The sequence below is a fragment of the Marinobacter confluentis genome, assembly GCF_004785685.1.
Lineage (GTDB): Bacteria > Pseudomonadota > Gammaproteobacteria > Pseudomonadales > Oleiphilaceae > Marinobacter > Marinobacter confluentis.
Genome location: NZ_SRPF01000002.1, coordinates 555,720 through 577,780 on the forward strand (window position 1 = coordinate 555,720; position 22,061 = coordinate 577,780).

A 22,061-nucleotide genomic window follows, 5' to 3' on the forward strand; every position below is an offset into this window, starting at 1 on the left:
TCAGCCGCAGCACTTCTTGAATTTCAACCCGCTGCCGCAGCGGCATGGGTCGTTCCGGGACGGCGCTTCTTCGGTGATGACGGTTGACCCTTTATTCAGAAGCACGGTCAGTTCACCAATGGACTCAGCCGCGCCGTCTCGGGTATCAACGGTTATGTTTGCATGCAGCTTTGCCGCAGACACCTGCGCCTCAATTTCCTGTTTGCGCGCCTCGCTGGTAACCACCAGCGTCAGCGGGTACTTTCGGCTCCCACTCTTCTGGCTGGCTCTGGTCTGGAAGCCGCCGTAAGCGGTGTGGTGCTGGCGCGCGTCCTGCCGGCCTTTGTAGAAAAATTTGTCTGACATGCTGAAATCCTGATGGTAAAGCCCGTTGAACAGAAGTTTACCCGGCGCTCGGCAGGAAAGACTGGCAGGCAGCGGGCGAGACGTTTTAGCATGCTTCCGGTAATCGTCATATACGCAAAAGTGAAAAGCGACCGAATGAGTATGGCAGAAGCCTTCCGGTAGGCTCAGGGTTCACTCGCTTGACCCAGAAGGAATAAGGCGCGCAGAATCATGATGCACTTTTGCTCAAGCGACTCGCGAACCATGCCAGCTAAGGTAAAAACCCGGATTCTTTTCCACTCCAGACGCCTGAATATCTATCTGGTTCGCTACCCGGAAGGTCATAAAGTCGGCCCCCATATCGACATGGTGTCTGAGGGCAAGCTGTACAAGCTGAATTACGTGCTGATCAAACCCAAAGCCGGCGGCAAGTTCATCTGCGAGAAAAACATTTTCAACCTCTTCGGGCGGCTTTACCTGTTTCGCCCCGACCTTTACCAACACCGGGTGTCGAAAATTGAGCGTGGTAACCGCTGGTTGCTCAGTTTCGCGCTAACCCCCGGCTGAGCCTGATCGCCAGCTTCTCCCTCAGCACCTACAACCCTGGCTTTGGGTACAGTAATCAACTCTCTCTCCGCTTGACCTCACTCCGTCGCATCAGATACCACGCAATAAAAGCAATAAGCGACACGGCGAGTATAATCAACGTAGCCAGGGCATTGATCTTCGGGGAGACTCCCATCCGGACCGATGAAAACACCACCATCGGTAAGGTCGTCGCGCCAGGACCGGAGACGAAACTGGCAATAACCAGGTCATCCAGAGACAGAGTGAAGGCAAGTAGCCACCCTGAAACCAGGGCCGGCAGGATGACCGGGAGGGTGATCACGAAAAACGTTTTCCATGGCGTGCAGCCCAGATCCATCGCCGCTTCTTCCATTGAACGGTCCACTTCTTTTAATCGGGCGCTGACCACAACCGCCACATAGGCACTGCAGAAAGTCGTGTGGGCAATCCATACGGTTGCCATGCCCCGGTCCACCGGCCAGCCAATGGTCTGCGCCATCTGCACGAACAACAGCAGCAAAGACAGACCGGTGATTACCTCCGGCATGACCAGGGGCGCGGTGATCATACTGGAAAGCAGAGTGCGCCCGCGCAGGCGTTTGAACCGGGTCATCACGAACGCACACAGGGTGCCCAGGCACACAGCCATGCTGGCCGAGTAAAAAGCAATCTGCAGGCTCATCCATACCGCTGACAGTATCTGCTGATCCCGGAACAGTTCACCATACCAGTGGGTGGAGAAGCCGGCCCACACAGACACCAGCCGGGATGCGTTGAACGAGTAGACAATCAACACAACCATGGGGAGGTAGAGAAAAAGTAGGCCCAGTATCAGCATTACCTTCGAGAAACTGACGGGCCGCGACCTAACCATTCTTTTCCAGCTCCCTGGCCTGAAAACGATGGAACAGCACAATCGGGATCAGCAGTAGCGCCAGCATCACAATGGCGAGCGAAGAGGCCACCGGCCAGTCACGGTTATTGAAGAACTCCTCCCACAGCACCTTACCGATCATCAGCGTATCCGGCCCGCCCAGCAGTTCCGGAATCACGAATTCACCCACCGCCGGAATGAATACCAGCATGGAACCGGCAATGATGCCCGCTTTTGACAGTGGCAGCGTAATCGCCCAGAAGGTAGTCAGGCTGCGGCATCCCAGATCAGATGCGGCTTCCAGCAGACGCACATCAAGCTTTACCAGGTTGGTGTAGATCGGCAGCACCATGAACGGCAGGTAGGCATAGGCAATGCCCAGGATCACCGCAAAATTGGTGTTCAGCATCTTCAGCGGTTCGTCGGTCACCCCAAGCCACAGCAACAGGTTGTTCAACAGCCCCTGATTGCCAAGGATGCCCATCCAGGCATAGACGCGAATCAGGAACGAGGTCCAGGAAGGCAGCATCACCAATAACAGCAGCACCATCTGTGTGCTGGCCGAAGCGCGGGCCATGGCATAGGCCATGGGATAGCCAATCAGCAGGCACACCAGGGTGGAAACCAGGGCTATCTTGACCGAGCCCCAGTAAGCGGCGATGTACAGGCTGTCGGATAGCAGAAACAGGTAGTTGCCGAAATTCACCATCACCGTGAAGGTGTTGTCGACAAAACTGAACACCGGCTCGTAGGGCGGAATCGCCATCACGGCGGAAGAGAAACTGATCTTCAGCACCAGCGCGAACGGCAACAGGAAAAACAGCAGCAACCACAGGAACGGGATGCCGAACACCACCCGGCGGTGGAATACAACCGCACCTATCCGGCCCTTGAGTGCCGTAGACATCAGTTTGCGAGCCATGGCGTCAGCTCCACAGCAGAATGGGGCTGGAGGCTTCCCAGGACACGAACACCGTGTCGCCCCAGGTCGGGCGTTCGCCACGGCGCTCAACATTGGCCATGGTGGCCTGCACGCGCTTACCACTGGCCAGCTTTACGTAGTAACAGCTGATGTCCCCGAGATAGGCAATGTTATCGACCGTGCCCTTGCTCCAGTTGGTCTCGCCTTCCGGTTTTTCGCTTGAGAGGTAGACCTTCTCGGGGCGCAGCGCAACCAGGGTCGCGGTGCTTTCCGCCGGGGTGCTGACGCCCCGGTCGATAAACACAGGCGCATCCAGAGCCGCGCTCTCTAGGGTGATGCTGTCGGATTCGTCCGCCAGAATCCGGGACTCGAAAATATTCACCGAACCGATGAACTCGGCCGTCATCCGGCTGTTCGGGCTCTCGTAGATATCAACTGGCGAGCCGACCTGGGCAATACGGCCCTGGGACATGATGGCGATACGGCTGGCCATGGTCATCGCCTCCTCCTGATCGTGCGTCACCATCAGGCAGGTCGCACCCACCTGCTCCAGAATCTCCACCAGCTCCAGTTGCATTTCTGATCGGAGCTTCTTGTCCAGTGCTCCCATGGGCTCGTCCAGCAGCAACAACTTGGGACGCTTGGCCAGAGAACGGGCCAGGGCAACGCGCTGCTGCTGACCACCGGACAACTGGTGTGGCTTGCGTTTGGCAAAGGTTTCCATTTTGACCAGCTTGAGCATGGTCTGAACGCGGTCGCGGATCTCCGCTTTGGGCAACCGGTCCTGTTTCAGCCCCATGGCGATGTTCTGCTCCACTGTCATGTGAGGGAACAGAGCATAGGACTGGAACATCATGTTGGTCGGGCGCAGATAGGGCGGCAATCCAGTGATGTCTTCGCCATCGAGCATGACTTTGCCAGCGTTGGGCGATTCAAATCCGGCCAGCATGCGCAGCAAGGTCGACTTGCCGGAGCCAGATCCACCCAGCAGGGCAAAGATCTCACCCTTACGGATATCCAGGCTTACATCGTCGACGGCCAGGGTGCCATCAAAACTCTTGGAGATGCCCTGAATGCTGAGTAATACCTCCGCTTGCGCGGAGGTATCGTTACCGTTGTCCACCCCTTAACGACCAGACTTCACGTTAGTCCAGGTGCGTGTCATCAGGCGCTGGGCGTCCTGCGGACGACCTTCCATGATGTACAGCTTCTTCATCACCTCATCGGTGGGGTAAATGCTGGTGTCGCTGAGGATTTCCGGATCAACAAACTCGTTGGCCGGCTTGTTGGGGTTGGCGTACCAGACATAGTTGGTCACGTCCGCGATGATTTCCGGACGCATCAGGAAGTTCATCAGCTTGTGGGCGTTTTCAACGTTGGGGGCACCGGCGGGAATGGTCATCATGTCAAACCACAGCACCGCACCTTCCTTTGGAATGGTGTAGCGGATGACGTTGCCGTTCCCGGCTTCTTCAGCGCGGGCAGCCGCCTGCAGGATGTCGCCGGAATAGCCGGCGGCGACGCAAAGATCACCGTTAGCCAGGTCGCCAATGTAGCGGGACGAATGGAAGTAAGTGATATTCGGACGAACCGCCTTTATCACTTCACCGCCCTTCTTAATGTCTTCGGCGTTATTGCTGTTCGGATCCAGCCCGGCATAGGCCATGGCCGCACGCACCATTTCCTCGCCGGAATCCAGCATGGCAATGCCACAACCACCAGCGGCCAGCTTGCTGGTTACTTCCGGATCAAACACCAGTGCCCAGGAGTCGGTAGGGGCGCTTTCGCCCAGGATTTCCTGAATACGGCCTTCGTTATAGCCGTAGCCGTTGGTGCCCCACAGATAGGGAATGGCGAACTGGCTGCCCGGGTCCACTTTCTCCAGATCATCCATCAGGTCCGGATTCAGATTGGTCATGTTGGGCAACTTGTCATGATCCAGTTTTTCAAAAGCCTTTGCTGAAATCTGCTTCGCCACATAGTGGTTGGAAGGCACAACAAGATCGTAACCGGAGCGGCCGGAAAGCAGCGACGCTTCCAGGATCTCGTTACTGTCGTACACGTCGTAGATCACCTTGATACCGGTTTCTTCCGTGAACTTTGCCAGGGTGTCCTCGGCAATGTAGTCGGACCAGTTATAAACACGCACTTCTTCCGCCGCCATGGCTGAAGACGCACCCATTGACACAGCAATAGCGGCAGCGAGTGCCGCAGGCTTGAAAGGCTTCAACATCAGTAGTGTCCCTCAAAGAAAAGGGATGGATACAAACGTGCAGGACGCACGCGTTCTTGTGTAGGTAGTTCGGGCGATATGTAACACGAGAACCCGGGGTACGCTAGATAAATCTTGACGCCGGGAATAAGTGGTTTCGCTGACCCGGCCCCAATCCCACTGTTTTAATTTGTAATCCCCGCAACAGACGTTTCTCCGGCAAGTGCGCTAGATCTCCGACCATGGCTGAGCAAAATTTCACCAGAACAGTACCTTAACGGCAAGTGTTCAACCTCTCTCGGTGTAACACTTTCACCACAACCTGTATCGATGCGTAAACGCCAATTTCCTGACGATTCCAGCCCGGAAAATCCGGAACCAGACCGCATATAACCAAAAACTGCCGCTGTATGATTCGCACGAATTCGTCAATAAAATGGTGCGGAACTATGCAATATCGCGGCAATATTTTGTCTAGGCAGGGACTGCTTGTTATTTTTATGGTGGTCCTGCTTTCCGGCTGCGACCTTGACATTCCTTTTGCAGAAAGCTCTACAACTACTCGGACCGAAAACACCAGCGAGCCGACAGCGCAGATTGCCGGCGCAGCCATGAAAGGGGTCATCCAGCAAGGCCTCGTTGTCGCCAACCGCCTGATAGCCGACAAGAACGGCCATTACACGCCTCAGCGTCAGGCCGCCAAACCCGTAAGAACAGCAGAAGATGGCAGCTATGAATGGCAGCTTCGCGGCAAGGCTGATGGCTGGGCCCTTGTAGAGCTCCAGGCAGATAACGCTACCCGTATGATCTGCGATGTAGCCCCCCAGTGCGATCAGGCCGACGCTTCATCCATTGCTTTTGGTCAGCCAATGTCCGTGGACAGCAGCTTCAGCCTTCGTGGAGCCGGGGATCTGACCACCGAGATCGTCAACCTGACACCCCTGACGCACCTGGCAGTGGCTCTGGCAGAACGCAATGCAAACGGTCTTTCGCCGGATTCACTTTCAAGCGCCTATGCAACCGTAGAAAACTGGTTTGACCTGCCGGCCGGCGCCCTGCGTCTTTCCCCACCGGATCTGACCAAACTTGACCAGATGACCAGTGTGACCGCTGACGCCATTCAGGTTGCCATTGCAAATGCCGCCTTCCTCGCGCTGGTCAACGACCAGGCACAGTGGAACTCAATCTCTGAGGTGCTCGCCAACCTCAGTTCCCAGGTCAGCACGACCGGCGAGATAAGCCTGATGGGTGATGGCACTAACATAGCGCTTACAGATCTTATTTCTGCGGCGGCCCTACAAGCCTCAGAGCTTCAGGCCACAGTAAGCTCAAGCGTTATCAGTCAGAAACTGGTGATTGTCGAATATCGCAACGTGCAGCATTTCAAAACGATTGCAGACACCTATGCCGACAGCGATGCCGACAGCGATACCAACGTTACTGACACAGAAGCGCCTACAGGGACCACCGATAGCGATCCAACAACGGATGATTCTGGCACCAGTACCGATGAACCTGCTGTCGACACCAACGATGAAACCCTGGCAGATACTGATACCGGTACAGGCTCCGGGACAGACACAACACCTGAATCAACCATTCCTGCCAATGCTGCGCTGCTTAGCTGGACAGCCCCGCTGACGCGCGAAAATGGCGAAAGCCTGGCCATGAGTGAAATCGCTGGCTTCGAAGTGGTTTACGGTACAAGCGCGGAGGCACTGGATCAGAGCCTTGCCATCGGCGACGCATACGTCGACGAATTACTGATCGATGAACTCGCAGCAGGCACCTGGTATTTCGCCATTCGCACTCTGGATATGGATGGCCGCCGTAGCCAGTTATCGAATGTTGTCCATAAGCAGATCTGAACTTACCTGCTCCGGCAACGGCCCCATTCAAAGTGTAACCGAGCCGGGTAAACGACCTTTACCCGGTTTTTACACCCCTTGACGGACAGGCCCCCTGATCTTCGCGACGATAAACAGCAACATAAGCTCGCGGAGAGGACTCATGGGACAGAACTCAACAGCCTGGCAGGAAAGGTGTAAAAACGGGTGGAAAAAAGGACTGCTGGGGCTGATCGTTGTCCTGCTGGCAGGCTGTAAAGTCAGCAGCTCAAGCAGCGACCCTCACTACGGAGATGATGACAGCTACTACAACCATGGTTACTTTCTGGATGCCAGGGATACCGGGCGCTTCTTCCCAACGGCGAGCTGGAGCCTGAACCACACATCTAAAGCCTGTGTCGGCGAGACAATGTATTTCGAGACCGCCAGCGGGCGGGTTCGTGTCTACGGCTCCCCCGCCTACAGCGAAAATACCTTCCGCGCGGCAGCCACTGAGCTGGATAACCGGATCGACGGCGTGCTGAACCATTTCCGCATGAACTGGAGCGATTTTATTGACGAGCGAAGTGCAGTGGCCCCCTATCCAAAGCGACTTGTTGCCTGCCTGAGTTCAAGAGTCACGACCACAGAGCTTTCATCCGCTTCCCTCGCCGCTGTTGCCATCGCGCCCTATTCCGGCAGCTGGCCCTACGACGCAGGCCGGATTTTCACCCACGACCTTGCCCACTACGTTCAGGAAAATCTGAGCCGATACCATTCCGACCAGACTCTTTTGCCCCTCTGGTTCGCCGAAGGCCAGGCCACTGTGGTGGCCGGTGAGCCAATCGCAGCGGCCTATCAGCATTACGATTATGAGCCCTTGTGGGACGTGACCGCGCACGATGCCGGTAATGCCAGCTACCGCTACCAGCACTATGGCCTGGCCTACCAGTACCTGGAAAAAGCCAATGGTTCACTGGCCATGACCCTGTTGCTGGATCTGGTCCAGTTCATGGACTGGAAAGGTGAATATCAGGGTGTGATCAGCACGGGTGAATCACGGGCCTTCGTGGCAGCGTTCGATGCCCTTGACCTGGTTGACCACCGGGGACAGTATCTGAGTTTCGCGCGATACAGGTCAGACTATCATGCACTGGTGCATTGACCTTAACCAGATTTGGGCAAGCAGACCTGTTTGCTCTGGGCGGAAAGCCGGAAATGCAGATGCCGGCGCGTACCGCTGCGGTATATGCCTATATTGCAATACGCCCCGGAAAGCAGGATAACGTAACCTTAAAATTCCCTGTGTCGGCCCCTCGCCACAGGTCGGTTCGAGTGGTGTAAGGCTTTTCCTATGGGTTCTGGTTTTGCGAGCATTGACGCGTTTCTTCAGGCGCACCCCGAGTTGCAGTTTATTGACCTGCTGATTCCGGATATGAACGGCATTGTTCGCGGCAAGCGGGTAGATCCGTCTGCGCTAGCCAAGGTGTTTGAGCGCGGCGTCGCCATGCCGGCCTCCATCTTTGCGCTGAATATCCAGGGCACGACCGTCGAAGAAACCGGCCTTGGCCTTGATATTGGCGAGGCCGACCGCGTGTGCCTGCCTATCGACGCGACCCTGACCATGGAACCCTGGCAAAAGCGGCCTACCGCCCAACTTCTTCTGACGATGTTCGAACTGGACCGGGAAACACCGTTTTTCGCGGACCCACGCGTGGTGCTGCAGAACATCGTCAAGCGTTTCGATGAGTTGGGCCTGACGCCGGTCGCCGCCTATGAGCTGGAGTTCTACCTGATTGACCAGGAAAATCTGGCTGGCCGCCCGCAACCGCCGAAATCGCCCATTTCCGGCAAACGTCCGGCGGGCACCCAGGCCTATTCGATTGACGATCTGGACGAGTACGCCGAATTCCTGGCAGATGTCCTGGATGCGGCCCGTGAGCAGGAGTTGCCGGCAGACGCCTTGGTAGCGGAATCCGCCCCGGGCCAGTTCGAGGTGAACCTGCACTATGTGGAAGACGCCGTGCGCGCCTGCGACCACGCCACCCTGCTCAAGCGCCTGATCAAGAACATGGCCTATGACCATGAGATGGACACCACCTTTATGGCCAAGCCCTACCACAACCAGGCAGGCAGCGGCATGCATCTGCATGTCAGCCTGGTGGATGAACAGGGCCGGAATGTGTTCGCCGGTGATGCCGAGGAACCCAACGACATGCTGCGCTGGGCAGTTGGCGGGTTGGTCGCCACCATGAACGATGCCATGGCGCTGTTCTGCCCCAATATCAATTCCTACCGGCGGTTCAGCCCGGAGTATTACGTACCCAGCGCGGCGACCTGGGGCGTGGACAACCGCACCGCCTCATTGCGGCTGCCGGGTGGCGACCCAGAGGCACTGCGCATTGAACATCGGGTAGCGGGTGCGGATGCCAACCCTTACCTGTTGATGGCAGCAGTACTGGCGGGTATTCACTACGGTATTTCCAACAGGATCGAGCCGCCACCGGTTACCGTGGGCAACGCCCATGAACAGCACGAAGCCAGCCTGGTGAACAATTTGCGGGATGCCCTGCGGGAACTTGGCCAATCAGCGGTGATGGAAGATTATCTCGGCCGGGACTTCATGGACGTGTTCGTAGCCTGCAAGGAGCACGAACTGAATGAATTCGAGATGACCATCTCGGATCTGGAATACCTGTGGTATCTGCACACCGTTTAGCCGGCTTACGAATACCAGAACGGCGCCGATAGGGCGCCGTTTTACATTATTGAACTTATTCCAGTACCAGCCAGGTGGCCTTGAGTTCGGTGTACTTGTCGAACGCATGCAGGGATTTATCCCTGCCATTGCCAGACTGCTTGAAGCCGCCGAAGGGCGCGGTCATGTCACCACCGTCGTAGTGATTGATCCACACACTGCCTGCCCTTAGTGCCCTGGCCACTTTGTGAGCGGTGTTGATGTTTGAGGTCCACACCGCTGCTGCCAGACCGTAGATGGAATCATTGGCAATGGCAATCGCCTCCTCTGCGGTGGTGAAACCGATAACCGACAGCACCGGCCCGAAGATTTCCTCCGATGCGATCCGCATGTCATTGGTCACCTCATTAAACACGGCAGGCTGAACAAACAGCCCCCCAGTGTCTTCCATCATCCGCATGCCGCCTTCTACAAGGGTTGCCCCTTCAGCCTGACCTACCCGGATGTACTCAATAATCCGGTCAAGCTGGGCCTGGTCGACAATAGCGCCACAGGTGGTCGCCGGGTCTAGCGGGTGGCCCGGGTGCCAGGTTTGCAGGGCCTCGCAGATCATCCCCACAAATTCGGCGCGAATGCTCTCTTCCACTAGTAGCCGACTACCAGCGGTACAGACCTCACCCTGGTTAAAGGCAATGGCAGTCGCCGCTTCTGCGGCCGCTTTTTTCAGGTCCGGCGCATCGGCAAAGACAATGTTGGGGCTTTTGCCACCGGCCTCCAGCCACACCCGTTTCATGTTGGATTGACCCGCGTAGATCATCAGTTGCTTGGCTACATTGGTGGAGCCGGTGAATACCAGGCAGTCCACGTCCATGTGCAGCGCCAGAGCCTTGCCCACCGTGTGGCCATAGCCGGGCAGCACGTTAAAAACACCCTCTGGAATACCGGCTTCGGCTGCCAGAGCGGCCAGACGAATGGCGGTTAGCGGGGATTTCTCGGAAGGCTTGAGGATCACCGAATTGCCCGTGGCCAATGCCGGCGCAATCTTCCAGGAGGCCATGATCATCGGGAAGTTCCAGGGCACAATGGCCGCCACGACACCCATCGGCTCACGGGAAATCATGCCAATCTGATTGTGGGGCGTGGCCGCCAGTTCACCATACACCTTATCAACGGCCTCGGCGGTCCAGCGGATTGCCCGCACCGTTGCTGGCACGTCCACCGTGCGTGCATGGCCAATGGGCTTGCCCATATCCAGGGTTTCCAGGAGCGCCAGCTCATCGCCATGCTGGTCAATCAGCGCAGCAAAACGGATCAGGACAGCTTTGCGTTCAGCCGGTGCCAGTTGACTCCATACACCACTTTCGAAGGCCTTTCTGGCAGCCACGACAGCCAGCTCCGCATCAGCATTGTCGCAACTGGCAACCCTGGCCAGCTCACAGCCGTCAACCGGACTCAGGCAGGCAAAGGTTTCGGCGCTACTTGCCCACTGGTAACGGCCATTTACATAGGCGCGCCCCTCAAAAGTCAGTTGGTCTGCCAAAGCCTGCCATCCGGCCTGGTCTGTGGGTGTGGTAGAAGAGCTGGTAGCGTTCATCGGGACTCTCTTTAGCATGGGGCGCAGGCGTGGTTGCCAGCCGATAATAGCAGTACTTTTACCCGCAATCCTGGCTTCCGATATAGGTAGAAGAACGTGTCTTCCCCATTTCCGAACCCTGACATAGACTGGCGCTCATTCCCTTTGGCGACACACCATGACACAGCATTCTCCGGTTCCCTCCTATTACGCCGCCTGTGCCAATCCGGCACCGCCGCGCCCTGCCCTTAAAGGCCAGTTTGAGGCCGATGTGTGTGTGGTGGGTGGCGGATACACCGGTCTATCCACCGCCCTGTTCCTGGCCGAAGCCGGTTACCGTGTTGTGGTGCTGGAGGCAGCAACCGTTGGTTGGGGCGCGTCCGGCAGAAATGGCGGCCAGATCGTCAACAGCTTCAGCCGGGACCTGGACAGCATTGAGCGCCAGACCACACCCGATCACCTGCGCCTGCTGGCAGACATGGCCTTCGAAGGCAGCCAGATCATCCGCCAGCGGGTTCGGGATTACGCCATTCAGTGTGACCTGAAAGAAGGTGGCATCTTCGCCGCCCTCAACCCGCGCCAGCTCAGACACCTGGAAAACCAGCAGGCACTATGGCAGCGGTTTGGTTACAGCCAGCTAGAATTGCTGAACCAGGAAGCCATCCGGGCCCGGGTCGGTACCGATCGCTACGTGGGCGGCGCCATTGATCACACCGGCGGGCATATCCACCCCCTGAACCTTGCCCTGGGTGAAGCGGCCGCACTGGAGAGCCTGGGCGGTGTCATTCACGAGCATTCAGAAGTCACGCAGCTTGTTCCCGGCCAGCCGGCAACGGTAAAAACCCGCGATGGCGAAGTCAAAGCACAGTTCGTGGTGCTGGCCGGCAATGCCTACCTGGGCGGCCTGGTGCCGGAACTGGGCGCCAAATCCATGCCCTGTGGCTCGCAGATCATCGCTACCGAGCCCCTTGATGAGGCCACGGCCCAGCGCCTGTTACCCGAAGACAACTGCGTGGAAGACTGCAACTACCTGCTGGATTATTTCCGCCTGTCTGGCGACAAACGCCTTATCTATGGCGGCGGCGTGGTCTACGGTGCCCGCGACCCCGCCAACGTCGAACGGCTGATTCGCCCCAAAATGACCAAAACGTTCCCCGAACTGACCGGGATAAAAGTGGATTACGCCTGGACCGGCAACTTTCTGCTCACTCTGTCACGGCTGCCGCAACTGGGCCGCCTGCAGGACAACGTATTCTATTCCCAGGGCTGCTCTGGCCACGGTGTCACCTTCACCCACGTTGCCGGCAAGGCTCTGGCACTGGCGATTCAGGGCCAGGCTGAACGCTTCGACGCCTTCGCCAGCTTGCCTCATTACCCCTTCCCGGGCGGGCGGGCGTTCAGGGTGCCATTAACGGCCATTGGCGCCTGGTATTACGCAATGCGGGATCGGCTGGGGTTGTGATAGAAGGTGATAGAAGGTGATAGAAGGTAACGGGAGGACAAGATTTCAGAAGATTGTCGGTACATGCTAAGTTACCCGGAACTATCCGACATTAATTCGACAAAGCAAAACCATAGGAAAGCCTCTCATGACCCTGCATCTTGAACTCGCCCCCCTCATCAGCCTTGGTGCCGGCATCGGTATTCTGGTATTCCCCAAACTGCTCAACTACATCGTTGCCGGATATCTGATCGCCCTGGGGGTGCTCGGGCTTCTTGGACACTCGTTCTAACCAGCCACCCGTCGAACATCGCTGATGCGCCCCGAAGAATGGCAGGCCATACTGGAAGCCATCCCAGATGTCCGGGATGGCCTGACCCGCACCGAACGAATCGTTCTGTATGTGCTGCAACAAACCCAGAAGGAACTGCAGGACCGCAACGTCCCCACGGTTATGCTTTACGGGCGTGTTCTGGAATACGTGGACATGAGCGAAGCGGAACTTCACCTGTATCTTGATCGGCTGGGGGTCAAAGGAGATGGGCGGTGACTGAAACAGGAATTCGACGATGAAACTCAACCCCTTTAATACCCGAATTGGCCTCGCTCTGGGCGGCGGTGCTGCCAAGGGCATCGCTCACATTGGCGCGCTGAAAGCGTTCGAGGAAGAGCAGATCGATATCCACTGCATTGCCGGAACCAGCGTGGGTGCACTGGTTGCCAGTTATCACGCCTTTGGTCGCCCGGCAGAATCCATACTTTCGATCTGCTCAACGTTGAACCTGTCCAAGATTATTAACTTCACCTTCGAGCGCGGCGGCCTGTTCAGTACCGATAACATCCGCAGCATGATCCATCGTGATCTGGGGGACGTGCGAATTGAAAACGCCAATATCCCGCTCGCTATCTGCGCCACGGATATCGAAACCGGCGAACAGCTGGTCTTCCGGGAAGGAAACCTGGCCGACGCGGTTTGTGCCTCGATGGCAGTGCCCGGGCTGTTTGTTCCGGTAGAAGTGAACGGTCGCATTCTGGTCGATGGCGGACTGGTCGAGAACGTACCAATCTCACCCCTGGCAAGCATGGGTGCAGGCATCACCATTGCCATCGACCTGAGCCACGTCACCCGTTACCCGAAGCCTGAAGACACCTTTGATGTCATCAGCAACGCCATCAATATCGGCATTGACTTCAACACCCGCAAACAGCTGAAAAAAGCGGATATTGCGGTACCGCTGAACCTTAGCCGATACAGTCTCACCAACAACGCTGATTGTATCGATGAGCTGTTCCAGGAAGGCTATCGCCCGATGAAGAAAAAGATCCAGCGGGTGCTGTGGTACAAGCGCATGAATCTGGTGATTCACTTACTGAAAACGGCGAGGGCACTGCTGCCACTCAAAGTGCCGGAGCTCATCAAGGACCTGAAACAACAGGCCCTCACAATCCGCGACCGGAGCTAAACTCTGTCTGCTTGTCAGCCCAGCAGGCACTCTTTGGCTTCATTAATCCGGGCAGCCAGATAGTTGCTGCCACCCCGGTCGGGGTGCATTTTCTGCATCATCCGGCGATGGGCCTGAATGATCTCGTCCCGGCTGGCGCCGGGCTCTACGCCCAGAATGTCCCGGGCCTCGCTTTCCGTCAGCGGGCCACCCGCGGAACTACTGCCACCAGAAGGCCCATACTCGGCGCCCTCGCCGCCATCGTCATCGGCGCGCCAGGAATCGCCGAACCGGCGGTCCAGGTAGCTTTCCAGTAACCTGGCGGAATCCTCGTCCTGCGCCCGACAGTATTGCAACAGATCAAGAAACTCGTCCTCGCCCAGATCCGCCAGCGCACGCCCGGCCATAGGCCCCTTAAGGATCTGGCCACTCATGGTTCCGGAATCATGATCCAGAGTCATATCAAGGATATCGCTGGACACATGGGACTGGTTTCCCGGTTTCGCTTTGGCCCCGCCGACACCACCCATCTGCCCCATCAACAGAGAAGGCAGCATCCGCCGCAGGAAGGGCAGAAGAAACGCCAACAAACCAAAGAGAAAGTGCAGCCGGCCGGTGAGCGCCATCACCACCACAATTGCGATACCGGAGGCAACGGCCAGCTTGATGATGGCCGGCTTGCGCTGGCCCGGCGGCTGATTCCGCAGCCAGACCCAGGCCACAACCGACAGAAAAACAACCAATAAGGTCAATGGCACTCGTAGACTCCCGGTTGACTACCTGATCTGTTGGGTCAGACGTTTTACCTCAGCAGAGCTGCGGCTGGAAAAGTCCTGCAGGGCCTTGGCGCCCCCTGAAGCATAGACCGCAACGGCGGCCAGAAGATCCTTGAGTGCCTGCGGGCTGTTGCGATCAAACGGGGCATAAGCGCCGCCGGAAAGCTTGCTGATCTGCTGGAACACCGCCCTGGCATGGGCATCCGCACCTTCATGGAACATGAACACCGGGGTTCGCAGCATGCCCAGTTCGCCGGCGGTATGGCATAGCTCGTCCACCGGCTCTTCGCAGCAATCGCCGATAAACACTACGGCCTTGACGGTTTTTGTGCGGGTTTCTTTTAAGGCGTGGGCCAGCACCCGGCTGATCTGGGTGCGACCGCCGAGGCAGGAAACGCCGTTCATCAGATTCAATAGTTGCCCGGTCTCGGACACGAACTGTGTCGCCTTGAATTCACCATACCCCCGGTAGTAACAAAGCTGAATTGCGAGGCCACCCAGGTCCCGGGTCGCCACAAACAGCTCGCTCTGCAGGTGACACGCCTGGTCCCAGGTTGGCTCCCGGCTACCGGTGGCGTCCAGGGCAAAAATCAGCCTGCCCTGCCCGCTGCCACCCCGGTTGGGAAGGGTGCGAACCTCGTTAATGAAACGGTCAATCGACTGTTTATCGGATCTGGTGCGTAGTTTTTTGTCAGGCATAAGCTTCTGGGAACCGCCCGTTCCAGCCAATGAATCTCTCTAAGCCTAGGGCAATCGCAGCGGGATTCACAGGTTCGGCCCTTACCTTCACATAAAGAAATGGCGAAGCATCTGCAGAACAAGAGCCAGCGCCAGCAGCGGGAAAATCCACCGCGTGATTTTGCTGTAGTCCCGGGACTCGCCCTTGGGGGCATATTTTTCAACCAGTGGAATAATTACGATCAAACCCAGAAACAGAACCGCGAGTATCGTCAGCAAAGTGCCCATGGCCGGCTTCTCCTCTGAAATTATAACTAGTCGTCCCTCAAGGCAGATTTTTCACCATAACAGACACCGATAAACCGGAAGACCACCCCAAAACACATCAGTTCCGCTTTTCCGGAAATTACCTACTCCTCACTTATTACATTTATTTTATTTACATGTTAAAACTAATCATGGACTCGCTCACAGCGGGTCATTGAAGCAGGGAGAAATGCCATGAAAGCTTTTATGATGCTAGCCGCTTTATCCGCCATGGTCGGCCTCGGCATGCCGGCCTACGCAGAACACCCGCAAAGCAATTCCGAAGTCACCTACATACCGGATGTCACCTTTACTCTGCGAACCGACATCGCAGACGGCAAGCTGGTCTATATCAGTGAAGCCGGCCCCACCAAAGGTCAGGTAAATCCTGACCTTAAAGTAGCTGAGGGCGCTGTGGTTCAGATCAACGTCGTCAATGGCGATGGCGCGCTTCATGACCTGGCCATACCCGAGTTCGATGCCCAGTCCGACCAGATTTCCGGCAAAGGTGCGGCCACGTCCATCGTGTTCCGCGCCAATAAGGAAGGGACCTTCGAGTACCTTTGCACACTGCCCGGACACAAGGCCGCGGGCATGGTCGGCAAACTGATCGTCGGCGACCCGCAGCAGCAGGCGGGCGGTACCGACAAAGACCTTTCCAAAGACCCTCATGACGTCGGTGAACCGGTCGGCAAGCGGGGACCCAAGAATGTCACCGTTGACCTTGAAACTACCGAAGTAGTCGGTCGGCTGAGTGATGGCAGCAGCTACAAGTTCTGGACCTTCAATAACACCATCCCTGGGCCGATGATCCGGGTGCGGGTTGGCGATACGGTGACAGTGAATATGAAAAACGCCGACGAAAGCTCCAACATTCACTCCGTCGACTTTCATGCGGTCACCGGCCCGGGTGGCGGTGCAGCGGTCACCCAGGCAGCGCCCGGCCAATCCAAAAGCTTCAGCTTCAAGCCGCTGAGCCCGGGCCTGTACGTTTACCACTGTGCCACGCCAATGGTGGCCCAGCACATCACCAACGGTATGTACGGCATGATTCTGGTGGAACCTGAAGGCGGGCTGTCCGAAGTCGATCGTGAATTCTATGTGATGCAGGGCGAGCTCTACACCGCACAACGTCACGGCTCCTCCGGCCTGCAGGAGTTCTCGCTCGACAAGATGCTCGACGAGCGCCCCGAGCACATGATGTTCAACGGTGCCATGGATGCCCTCACCGGTATCCACAAAATGGAATCTGAAACCGGCGACAATGTCCGCATTTTCTTCGGCGTTGGTGGACCCAACCTGGTATCCAGCTTCCACGTAATCGGCGAGATCTTTGACAGGGTCTACGATCAGGCGTCCCTGACCAGCCCTCCACTCACGGATGTCCAGACCACGCTGGTGCCTCCTGGCGGTGCAACAATGGTTGAGTTTGTAACGGACTATCCAGGCAGGTACATCCTGGTAGACCACGCGCTGTCACGGGCAGAAAAGGGCCTGGTGGGTATCCTGCAGGTGAACGGCGAAGCCGACCCGGCGATCTTTGAAAGCTCAGAGAGCGCAGACCAGAGCGCCGGGCACTGACTCCGGATGCCAACCTACCAGATGTAAGTAAATTGACCCCGGCGCTGGCCGGGGTTTCTATACCACTGATGGCTTCGTGAAGCTCAGGCTCCCGTTCCTTGGCGGGCAGAATCAGCGCACCCGGAATAATCAGCGCGACAAAAGCGAACACGAAGTAGCGGGCCGGCCGGTAGCCCCGGCGCCAGGCCAGAGTGCCACTGATCAACGCCAGAGCCAGCCAGATGGTGATGACCACCGTCGCCAGGGAGTGAGCATAACCAACCGCAAGAAAGCAGCTGGGCATTCTCAATCGCGACCTGCCGGCGATAGTCCGTTTCCGGCATCAGGTCGAATTCAGGGTGTGATGAAAAGTAGGGGCTGGAAAAATGCATCAGCACCCGATAAGTGGTGTCAGGCTCCAATTCAAGGCGCTTGCCGTAATGCAGCATGTATTCCGAATCATGCTGATAGCCCATCTTTAAAGTCTGCACCTGCCCGTCTTCACTGTATACCCGGGCCTCGATACGGTTGATCAGGGAATTATGGGGGTTCAGCACCCAGCTTGTGACGTCCGCATCATGGCGCACCTCGCTGAACAGCCAGTACTCGCCACCGGTCAGGGCAACGGCATTAGCCGGCTCCTGGTCTGCTATCCAGGCGGGAATCTGCTGATAGGTATCCGGAAAGGTCCTGCTGCGGGCCATGTGAAGGTTTCCGCTCTGTTGCAGATCCACCGCATTGGCCGGCTGGGATGTAAAGGGCCGTAACTCTGCATGAATGGGCGTATGCCACCACCCGGCGAGAACAACCAACACTGCGGTGATAAGCCGGAACTGCTTGCGTTGCATAGGACTTTTTCTTGTTACCGCAATTAGCGCATTCAAGATATATCAATACCGCCTTATAAGAAATAGCCTGGCATCCTTTCCTGACCGCAGATGTATTTCTGGTGAACCAAAAAGCCCTTTGAGGACTACACTGCTTAACAACTTACCTTTCCAATACCAACGGAGCGCCCGAATGATAACCGTTCACCACCTCAATAATTCCCGCTCACAACGCATCCTGTGGATGCTGGAGGAGCTCGGCGTGCCCTACGAAATCCAGCGCTACGAGCGCGATTCAGAAACCATGCTGGCGCCGGCCAGCCTCAAGAAGGTGCACCCTCTGGGCAAATCACCGGTGATCACCGACGGCGATCTGGTGGTGGCAGAATCTGGCGCCATAATTGAATACCTGGCTCATACCTACGGCAAGGATAGCATGCTGCCTGAAACCGGCGGCCAGGCCTGGCTGGATTACACATACTGGCTGCACTATGCCGAAGGCTCATTGATGCCGCCGCTGGTGATGCGCCTGGTGTTTGAAAAAGTCAAAACCAGCCCGATGCCGTTTTTCATCAAACCTGTGGCGAAAGGCATTTCAGACAAAACCAATGAAATCTTCATCGGCCCTATGATCAACACACACCTGGATTTCGTGGAAGCCCACCTGGCGAAAAACACCTGGTTTCTGGGGGAAAATCTCAGCGCCGCGGATATCCAGATGAGCTTCCCGCTGGAAGCATCCGTGGCCCGGGGCATCGTTGGCAATAACCGGCCCGCCATCAACGCCTGGGTGAAGAACGTACACGCCCGAGCGGCCTACCAGGAGGCGCTCAAAAAAGGGGGAGACTACGATTTTGCCTGACGAGGTGCTTTCGAAGCGCGATTGCGCTAACTGTCAAATTTTAACCAATCTGAAGGAGGAAGCCTGCCTGAACATTAAATAAGAGTCGAAAAGTCTTTTTAATTGGGGATTTTAGTGATTATCACTAAAAATTCTGGGGTAGACTTTGTTGTGTAGATTGTCAGTGCATATACATATTGTATTTTCTGGCCGATGACAAACAAACGGAGAAGAGAATTATGATAAAGAAATTAACAACTCTAGCGCTTGCCTGCGTTGCATTCGGTTCAATGAATGCGACGGCGGATCAGCTTGACGACGTCATCAAACGGGGCACACTGAACTGCGGCGTGGTTCTTGATTTCCCGCCAATGGGTTATCTGGATAGCAACAACGAGCCGGCCGGTTTCGATGTTGACTACTGTAAGGACCTGGCCGAAGTGCTGGGTGTCGACGTGAACGTCCTGAACCTCACCTGGGGCGACCGTATTCCCTCCCTGGTTTCCGGCAAGACCGACGTTGTTATCGGCTCAACGTCTGACACTCTCGAGCGCGCCAAGTCTGTTGGCTTCACCTACCCGTACTTCGTGTTCAAATTCCAGGTGATCGCCAACGAAGACAAGAACATCGAATCCTTTGATGATCTGAAAGACCTGAAAGTCGGCGCCGCACTGGGCACAACCTACGAAACCGAATACCTTGCCTATGCCGAGCAGCAGGGCTGGGGCAAAGACAACTACACATCTTTCAAATCCGAAAACGATGCGTTCCTTGGTCTCTATCAGGGCAAGGTAGATGCCATCATCTCCACCAACACCAACATCGCCACCAAACTGCAAAGCGAAGAGTTTGCGGATTTCGAAGCCGGCCCCTTCGTTCCCAACTACGATGACGTAGTCGGCATCATCGCCAAGCGCAGTGAAGTTGCCTGGATCAACTACCTGAACCTGTTCCTGGTACGCCAGATTCGCGATGGCAACATGAATGAAGCGTACAACAAGTACTTCGGGTCCGACGCTCCTGCTGACCTGATCCAGTCCCTGAGGGATAACAAGTAAGTCGCACAGCCTCTTGTGTAACTGCTTTGCACACTGGCCAGTGACCCGAACCGGGCGCTGGTCAGCCCTCTTAAACCACACCAAGTGGCCAAGGTATGGAATATCAATTTCACTGGAACATCGTGTTCCAGAAAATGCCCGAGTTACTGAACGGTGCTTTCGTCACCCTGCACGTCTCCGTGCTCGCCATGCTTCTGGGTATTGTCATCGCTATCCTTCTGGCAATCGCCAAGATGAACAACAGCAAGCCCTTTTGCTATGTCGCGACGGTTTGGGTCGAAATTGCCCGTAACACTCCGGCACTCTTTCAGATTTATATGGCGTATTTCGGCCTAGGGGCCTTTGGTATTCACCTCAGCCCCTACGTAGCCGTTCTCAGCGCCCTGGTCTTTATTAATGCAGGTTACCTGACCGAGACCTTCCGGGGCGGGTTCCAGTCTATTCCCAGCACCCAGTACAGCGCGTCCAAATCCCTGGGTATGTCCAGCATTCAGACCTATCGATACGTTATTCTTCCGCAGATGCTGCGGCGCATTTATCATCCGATGACCAACCAGTTTGTCTGGTCCATCCTGATGAGTTCGCTGGGTATCCTGGTCGGCATGAGTGAACTGTCTGGCACCACCCAGAGGCTTCAGTCCGCGTCGTTCCGCACCCTCGAATTCTTCATCGTAGCGGCGGTCATGTACTTCATCATTACCAAGCTGGTGTTGTTCGGTTCATCGCTTCTTTCCCGCAGACTGTTCAAGGGGGAAATCTGATGAACTCACTGTTTACTCCTCTTTCCTGGGACGACACCGGTTACATTCTGACCGGTATCTGGAACACCATCACCATTTCCGTGGTGGCCATTGTCGTAGGCACCCTACTGGGCATGGTCATCGGCTTTGCGAGAGCGGAAAGCAACCGGGCGGTCAACGTCCTGTTTGGCGGCGTGCTGGACGTTCTCAGAAGCGTTCCGCTGATCATCCAACTGGTTCTATTCTCAACCTTCGTGGGCGCGATCGGTTATCCCCTGGATCCGTTCGTTGCAGGCTCCATTGTTCTGTCGCTGTACACCATGGCGTTCATGAGTGAGGTATTCCGGGGCGGCTTCGAAAGCGTCAGTCAATCCATGCAGACCGCGGCTCGGTCACTGGGGATGACCTACTGGCAGACCATTTATCACATCCGTTTCCCCATCGGCCTGCGTGCGGTATTGCCGTCCTGGCTGGGCGTAGCCCTGAGCGTTATCAAGGACTCGGCCCTGGTATCGGTGATCGGTTACATGGAACTGCTGCGCACGTCGGAACAGCTCATTGGCCGGACCCAGCAACCACTCACGATCCTGATTGGTGTTGGTATCTTCTACTTCATTATTTCATACCCGCTCTCCCACTATGGGCGGTCTCTCGAAAGGAAAATGGCAATATGATCAGCGTCCAGAATGTCCATAAATCCTTTGGTGACCTTGAGGTACTGAAAGGCGTCAGTCTGGATGTTCCGAATGGTGAGGTCGTCAGCGTCATCGGCGGTTCCGGCAGCGGAAAATCAACTCTGCTTTACTGTATCAACGCCATCGAGTCCATCAATTCGGGCAAGATCCTGGTCAATGATATCGACGTTCACAGCAAGGCCACCAACAAAGACAAACTTCGTCAGAAGCTCGGCATGGTGTTCCAGCAGTTCAACGCCTTCCCGCACATGACCGTGCTGGAAAATGCGGCTCTTGCACCTCGCATTGTCAAAAAGATGAGCCGAGATGAGGCGATGGAAATCGCCAAGAAAGAGCTTGAGCACGTTGGCCTGGGAGACAAGTTCGACGTCTACCCGACGAGAATGTCCGGCGGCCAGCAACAGCGTTTGGCCATTGCCCGCGCACTGGCCATGAAACCGGACTTCATGCTGCTTGACGAGGTAACGTCTGCACTTGACCCGGAGTTGGTCGGCGAGGTTCTGGAAACGCTGCGTCTGTTGGCCGAAGAAGGCATGACCATGATCTGCGTGACCCACGAAATGGGTTTTGCCCGGGATGTCTCTGATCGCGTGGCCTACTTTCACCAGGGCGTGATTGCAGAGATCGGAGAGGCCAGACAGGTCATTAACGAACCCCAGAATGAACTGACCCAGAAATTTCTTTCAAAAGTGCGATGATCG

At 56.4% G+C, this 22,061-nt stretch carries 23 protein-coding genes and 1 pseudogene; 14 read left to right on the forward strand and 10 right to left on the reverse strand.

The genetic code is table 11. The features are described 5' to 3' along the window. A complete protein-coding gene (locus E5Q11_RS08050) occupies positions 1–345 on the reverse strand; it encodes a PBPRA1643 family SWIM/SEC-C metal-binding motif protein (RefSeq protein WP_135802887.1) in 345 nt (114 codons plus the stop codon). A gap of 243 nt (positions 346–588) precedes the next feature. On the opposite strand from E5Q11_RS08050, the gene E5Q11_RS08055 reads away from it, so the two are divergent. Then, positions 589–891 (forward strand): 2OG-Fe(II) oxygenase, encoded by a 303-nt coding sequence (locus E5Q11_RS08055; protein ID WP_135802888.1) that lies wholly within the window; start codon positions 589–591, stop codon positions 889–891. Positions 892–946: 55 nt separating this feature from the next. Here E5Q11_RS08055 and E5Q11_RS08060 read toward each other — a convergent pair whose 3' ends face one another. From E5Q11_RS08060 to E5Q11_RS08075, 4 genes are read right to left on the reverse strand one after another with little or no spacing between them, the layout of a single operon-like run. Next, positions 947–1,765, reverse strand: coding sequence for an ABC transporter permease subunit (locus tag E5Q11_RS08060; RefSeq protein ID WP_135802889.1), 819 nt, complete (start codon positions 1,763–1,765; stop codon positions 947–949). Continuing rightward, positions 1,758–2,687: an ABC transporter permease subunit gene (locus tag E5Q11_RS08065; RefSeq protein ID WP_135802890.1), complete on the reverse strand. Its 930-nt coding sequence runs from the start codon at positions 2,685–2,687 to the stop codon at positions 1,758–1,760. The genes E5Q11_RS08060 and E5Q11_RS08065 overlap by 8 nt, the downstream gene beginning before the upstream one ends. 4 nt (positions 2,688–2,691) lie before the next feature. Next, entirely contained in the window at positions 2,692–3,810 is a 1,119-nt protein-coding gene (gene potA, locus E5Q11_RS08070; RefSeq protein ID WP_135802891.1) for a polyamine ABC transporter ATP-binding protein, read from the reverse strand. 3 nt (positions 3,811–3,813) lie between these two features. Then, entirely contained in the window at positions 3,814–4,920 is a 1,107-nt protein-coding gene (locus E5Q11_RS08075) for a polyamine ABC transporter substrate-binding protein (RefSeq protein ID WP_135802892.1), read from the reverse strand. A gap of 590 nt (positions 4,921–5,510) precedes the next feature. Between E5Q11_RS08075 and E5Q11_RS08080 the strand changes: the two genes are divergently transcribed. The 3 genes from E5Q11_RS08080 to E5Q11_RS08090 all read left to right on the forward strand — a co-directional run bounded on the left by E5Q11_RS08080 (position 5,511) and on the right by E5Q11_RS08090 (position 9,444). After that, positions 5,511–6,767, forward strand: a complete 1,257-nt coding sequence (locus E5Q11_RS08080) for a hypothetical protein (protein WP_228260629.1) — start codon at positions 5,511–5,513, stop codon at positions 6,765–6,767. 142 nt (positions 6,768–6,909) lie between these two features. Continuing rightward, positions 6,910–7,890, forward strand: coding sequence for a hypothetical protein (locus E5Q11_RS08085; protein WP_135802894.1), 981 nt, complete (start codon positions 6,910–6,912; stop codon positions 7,888–7,890). Positions 7,891–8,079: 189 nt separating this feature from the next. After that, entirely contained in the window at positions 8,080–9,444 is a 1,365-nt protein-coding gene (locus E5Q11_RS08090; RefSeq protein ID WP_135802895.1) for a glutamine synthetase family protein, read from the forward strand. A 55-nt stretch (positions 9,445–9,499) separates the two neighbouring features. Here E5Q11_RS08090 and E5Q11_RS08095 read toward each other — a convergent pair whose 3' ends face one another. Continuing rightward, on the reverse strand, positions 9,500–11,017 hold the full coding sequence (locus tag E5Q11_RS08095; protein ID WP_135802896.1) for an aldehyde dehydrogenase: 1,518 nt from the start codon (positions 11,015–11,017) through the stop codon (positions 9,500–9,502). Between the two features lie 157 nt (positions 11,018–11,174). On the opposite strand from E5Q11_RS08095, the gene E5Q11_RS08100 reads away from it, so the two are divergent. The 4 genes from E5Q11_RS08100 to E5Q11_RS18110 all read left to right on the forward strand — a co-directional run bounded on the left by E5Q11_RS08100 (position 11,175) and on the right by E5Q11_RS18110 (position 13,900). After that, entirely contained in the window at positions 11,175–12,458 is a 1,284-nt protein-coding gene (locus E5Q11_RS08100; RefSeq protein ID WP_135802897.1) for an NAD(P)/FAD-dependent oxidoreductase, read from the forward strand. 127 nt (positions 12,459–12,585) lie between these two features. Then, the gene (locus E5Q11_RS08105) at positions 12,586–12,729 is read left to right on the forward strand and encodes a DUF3096 domain-containing protein (protein WP_135802898.1); all 144 of its coding nucleotides are present in this window, start codon (positions 12,586–12,588) and stop codon (positions 12,727–12,729) included. A 24-nt stretch (positions 12,730–12,753) separates the two neighbouring features. Beyond that, positions 12,754–12,987, forward strand: coding sequence for a hypothetical protein (locus tag E5Q11_RS08110; protein WP_135802899.1), 234 nt, complete (start codon positions 12,754–12,756; stop codon positions 12,985–12,987). Positions 12,988–13,006: 19 nt separating this feature from the next. Then, positions 13,007–13,900 carry a patatin-like phospholipase family protein gene (locus E5Q11_RS18110; RefSeq protein ID WP_135802900.1) on the forward strand — a complete coding sequence of 298 codons (894 nt, stop codon included), beginning with the start codon at positions 13,007–13,009 and terminating at the stop codon, positions 13,898–13,900. 14 nt (positions 13,901–13,914) lie between these two features. Here E5Q11_RS18110 and E5Q11_RS08120 read toward each other — a convergent pair whose 3' ends face one another. The 3 genes from E5Q11_RS08120 to E5Q11_RS08130 all read right to left on the reverse strand — a co-directional run bounded on the left by E5Q11_RS08120 (position 13,915) and on the right by E5Q11_RS08130 (position 15,621). After that, positions 13,915–14,637 (reverse strand): DnaJ domain-containing protein, encoded by a 723-nt coding sequence (locus E5Q11_RS08120; protein WP_135802901.1) that lies wholly within the window; start codon positions 14,635–14,637, stop codon positions 13,915–13,917. An 18-nt stretch (positions 14,638–14,655) separates the two neighbouring features. Beyond that, positions 14,656–15,354 carry a VWA domain-containing protein gene (locus E5Q11_RS08125; protein ID WP_135802902.1) on the reverse strand — a complete coding sequence of 233 codons (699 nt, stop codon included), beginning with the start codon at positions 15,352–15,354 and terminating at the stop codon, positions 14,656–14,658. An 87-nt stretch (positions 15,355–15,441) separates the two neighbouring features. Then, positions 15,442–15,621 (reverse strand): hypothetical protein, encoded by a 180-nt coding sequence (locus E5Q11_RS08130; protein WP_135802903.1) that lies wholly within the window; start codon positions 15,619–15,621, stop codon positions 15,442–15,444. A 213-nt stretch (positions 15,622–15,834) separates the two neighbouring features. On the opposite strand from E5Q11_RS08130, the gene nirK reads away from it, so the two are divergent. Further along, on the forward strand, positions 15,835–17,220 hold the full coding sequence (gene nirK, locus E5Q11_RS08135) for a copper-containing nitrite reductase (RefSeq protein ID WP_135802904.1): 1,386 nt from the start codon (positions 15,835–15,837) through the stop codon (positions 17,218–17,220). A gap of 172 nt (positions 17,221–17,392) precedes the next feature. Here nirK and E5Q11_RS18190 read toward each other — a convergent pair. Beyond that, positions 17,393–17,503: pseudogene (locus E5Q11_RS18190) on the reverse strand (hypothetical protein); the annotation flags it as partial. Positions 17,504–18,219: 716 nt separating this feature from the next. Between E5Q11_RS18190 and E5Q11_RS08145 the strand changes: the two are divergent. The 5 genes from E5Q11_RS08145 (at position 18,220) to E5Q11_RS08165 (ending at position 22,058) form a co-directional block, all read left to right on the forward strand. Then, positions 18,220–18,888: a glutathione S-transferase family protein gene (locus E5Q11_RS08145; protein ID WP_135802906.1), complete on the forward strand. Its 669-nt coding sequence runs from the start codon at positions 18,220–18,222 to the stop codon at positions 18,886–18,888. A gap of 218 nt (positions 18,889–19,106) precedes the next feature. Continuing rightward, positions 19,107–19,925: a transporter substrate-binding domain-containing protein gene (locus E5Q11_RS08150; RefSeq protein WP_135802907.1), complete on the forward strand. Its 819-nt coding sequence runs from the start codon at positions 19,107–19,109 to the stop codon at positions 19,923–19,925. 95 nt (positions 19,926–20,020) lie between these two features. Then, positions 20,021–20,686 (forward strand): amino acid ABC transporter permease, encoded by a 666-nt coding sequence (locus E5Q11_RS08155; protein WP_135802908.1) that lies wholly within the window; start codon positions 20,021–20,023, stop codon positions 20,684–20,686. Further along, the gene (locus E5Q11_RS08160) at positions 20,686–21,339 is read left to right on the forward strand and encodes an amino acid ABC transporter permease (protein WP_135802909.1); all 654 of its coding nucleotides are present in this window, start codon (positions 20,686–20,688) and stop codon (positions 21,337–21,339) included. The genes E5Q11_RS08155 and E5Q11_RS08160 overlap by 1 nt, the downstream gene beginning before the upstream one ends. Then, complete coding sequence (locus E5Q11_RS08165; RefSeq protein WP_135802910.1) at positions 21,336–22,058, forward strand: amino acid ABC transporter ATP-binding protein; 723 nt, start codon at positions 21,336–21,338, stop codon at positions 22,056–22,058. Before E5Q11_RS08160 ends, E5Q11_RS08165 begins: the two co-directional genes overlap by 4 nt. Positions 22,059–22,061: the final 3 nt, after the last annotated feature.

Excerpts from the sequence above, each read along its gene's own strand:
- E5Q11_RS08050 (WP_135802887.1), bottom strand. The coding sequence starts at position 345 with ATGTCAGACAAATTTTTCTACAAAGGCCGGCAGGACGCGCGCCAGCAC.
- E5Q11_RS08055 (WP_135802888.1), top strand. The coding sequence starts at position 589 with ATGCCAGCTAAGGTAAAAACCCGGATTCTTTTCCACTCCAGACGCCTG.
- E5Q11_RS08060 (WP_135802889.1), bottom strand. The coding sequence starts at position 1,765 with ATGGTTAGGTCGCGGCCCGTCAGTTTCTCGAAGGTAATGCTGATACTG.
- E5Q11_RS08065 (WP_135802890.1), bottom strand. The coding sequence starts at position 2,687 with ATGGCTCGCAAACTGATGTCTACGGCACTCAAGGGCCGGATAGGTGCG.
- E5Q11_RS08075 (WP_135802892.1), bottom strand. The coding sequence starts at position 4,920 with ATGTTGAAGCCTTTCAAGCCTGCGGCACTCGCTGCCGCTATTGCTGTG.
- E5Q11_RS08080 (WP_228260629.1), top strand. The coding sequence starts at position 5,511 with ATGAAAGGGGTCATCCAGCAAGGCCTCGTTGTCGCCAACCGCCTGATA.
- E5Q11_RS08085 (WP_135802894.1), top strand. The coding sequence starts at position 6,910 with ATGGGACAGAACTCAACAGCCTGGCAGGAAAGGTGTAAAAACGGGTGG.
- E5Q11_RS08090 (WP_135802895.1), top strand. The coding sequence starts at position 8,080 with ATGGGTTCTGGTTTTGCGAGCATTGACGCGTTTCTTCAGGCGCACCCC.
- E5Q11_RS08095 (WP_135802896.1), bottom strand. The coding sequence starts at position 11,017 with ATGAACGCTACCAGCTCTTCTACCACACCCACAGACCAGGCCGGATGG.
- E5Q11_RS08100 (WP_135802897.1), top strand. The coding sequence starts at position 11,175 with ATGACACAGCATTCTCCGGTTCCCTCCTATTACGCCGCCTGTGCCAAT.
- E5Q11_RS08105 (WP_135802898.1), top strand. The coding sequence starts at position 12,586 with ATGACCCTGCATCTTGAACTCGCCCCCCTCATCAGCCTTGGTGCCGGC.
- E5Q11_RS08110 (WP_135802899.1), top strand. The coding sequence starts at position 12,754 with ATGCGCCCCGAAGAATGGCAGGCCATACTGGAAGCCATCCCAGATGTC.
- E5Q11_RS18110 (WP_135802900.1), top strand. The coding sequence starts at position 13,007 with ATGAAACTCAACCCCTTTAATACCCGAATTGGCCTCGCTCTGGGCGGC.
- E5Q11_RS08125 (WP_135802902.1), bottom strand. The coding sequence starts at position 15,354 with ATGCCTGACAAAAAACTACGCACCAGATCCGATAAACAGTCGATTGAC.
- E5Q11_RS08130 (WP_135802903.1), bottom strand. The coding sequence starts at position 15,621 with ATGGGCACTTTGCTGACGATACTCGCGGTTCTGTTTCTGGGTTTGATC.
- nirK (WP_135802904.1), top strand. The coding sequence starts at position 15,835 with ATGAAAGCTTTTATGATGCTAGCCGCTTTATCCGCCATGGTCGGCCTC.
- E5Q11_RS08145 (WP_135802906.1), top strand. The coding sequence starts at position 18,220 with ATGATAACCGTTCACCACCTCAATAATTCCCGCTCACAACGCATCCTG.
- E5Q11_RS08150 (WP_135802907.1), top strand. The coding sequence starts at position 19,107 with ATGATAAAGAAATTAACAACTCTAGCGCTTGCCTGCGTTGCATTCGGT.
- E5Q11_RS08155 (WP_135802908.1), top strand. The coding sequence starts at position 20,021 with ATGGAATATCAATTTCACTGGAACATCGTGTTCCAGAAAATGCCCGAG.
- E5Q11_RS08160 (WP_135802909.1), top strand. The coding sequence starts at position 20,686 with ATGAACTCACTGTTTACTCCTCTTTCCTGGGACGACACCGGTTACATT.
- E5Q11_RS08165 (WP_135802910.1), top strand. The coding sequence starts at position 21,336 with ATGATCAGCGTCCAGAATGTCCATAAATCCTTTGGTGACCTTGAGGTA.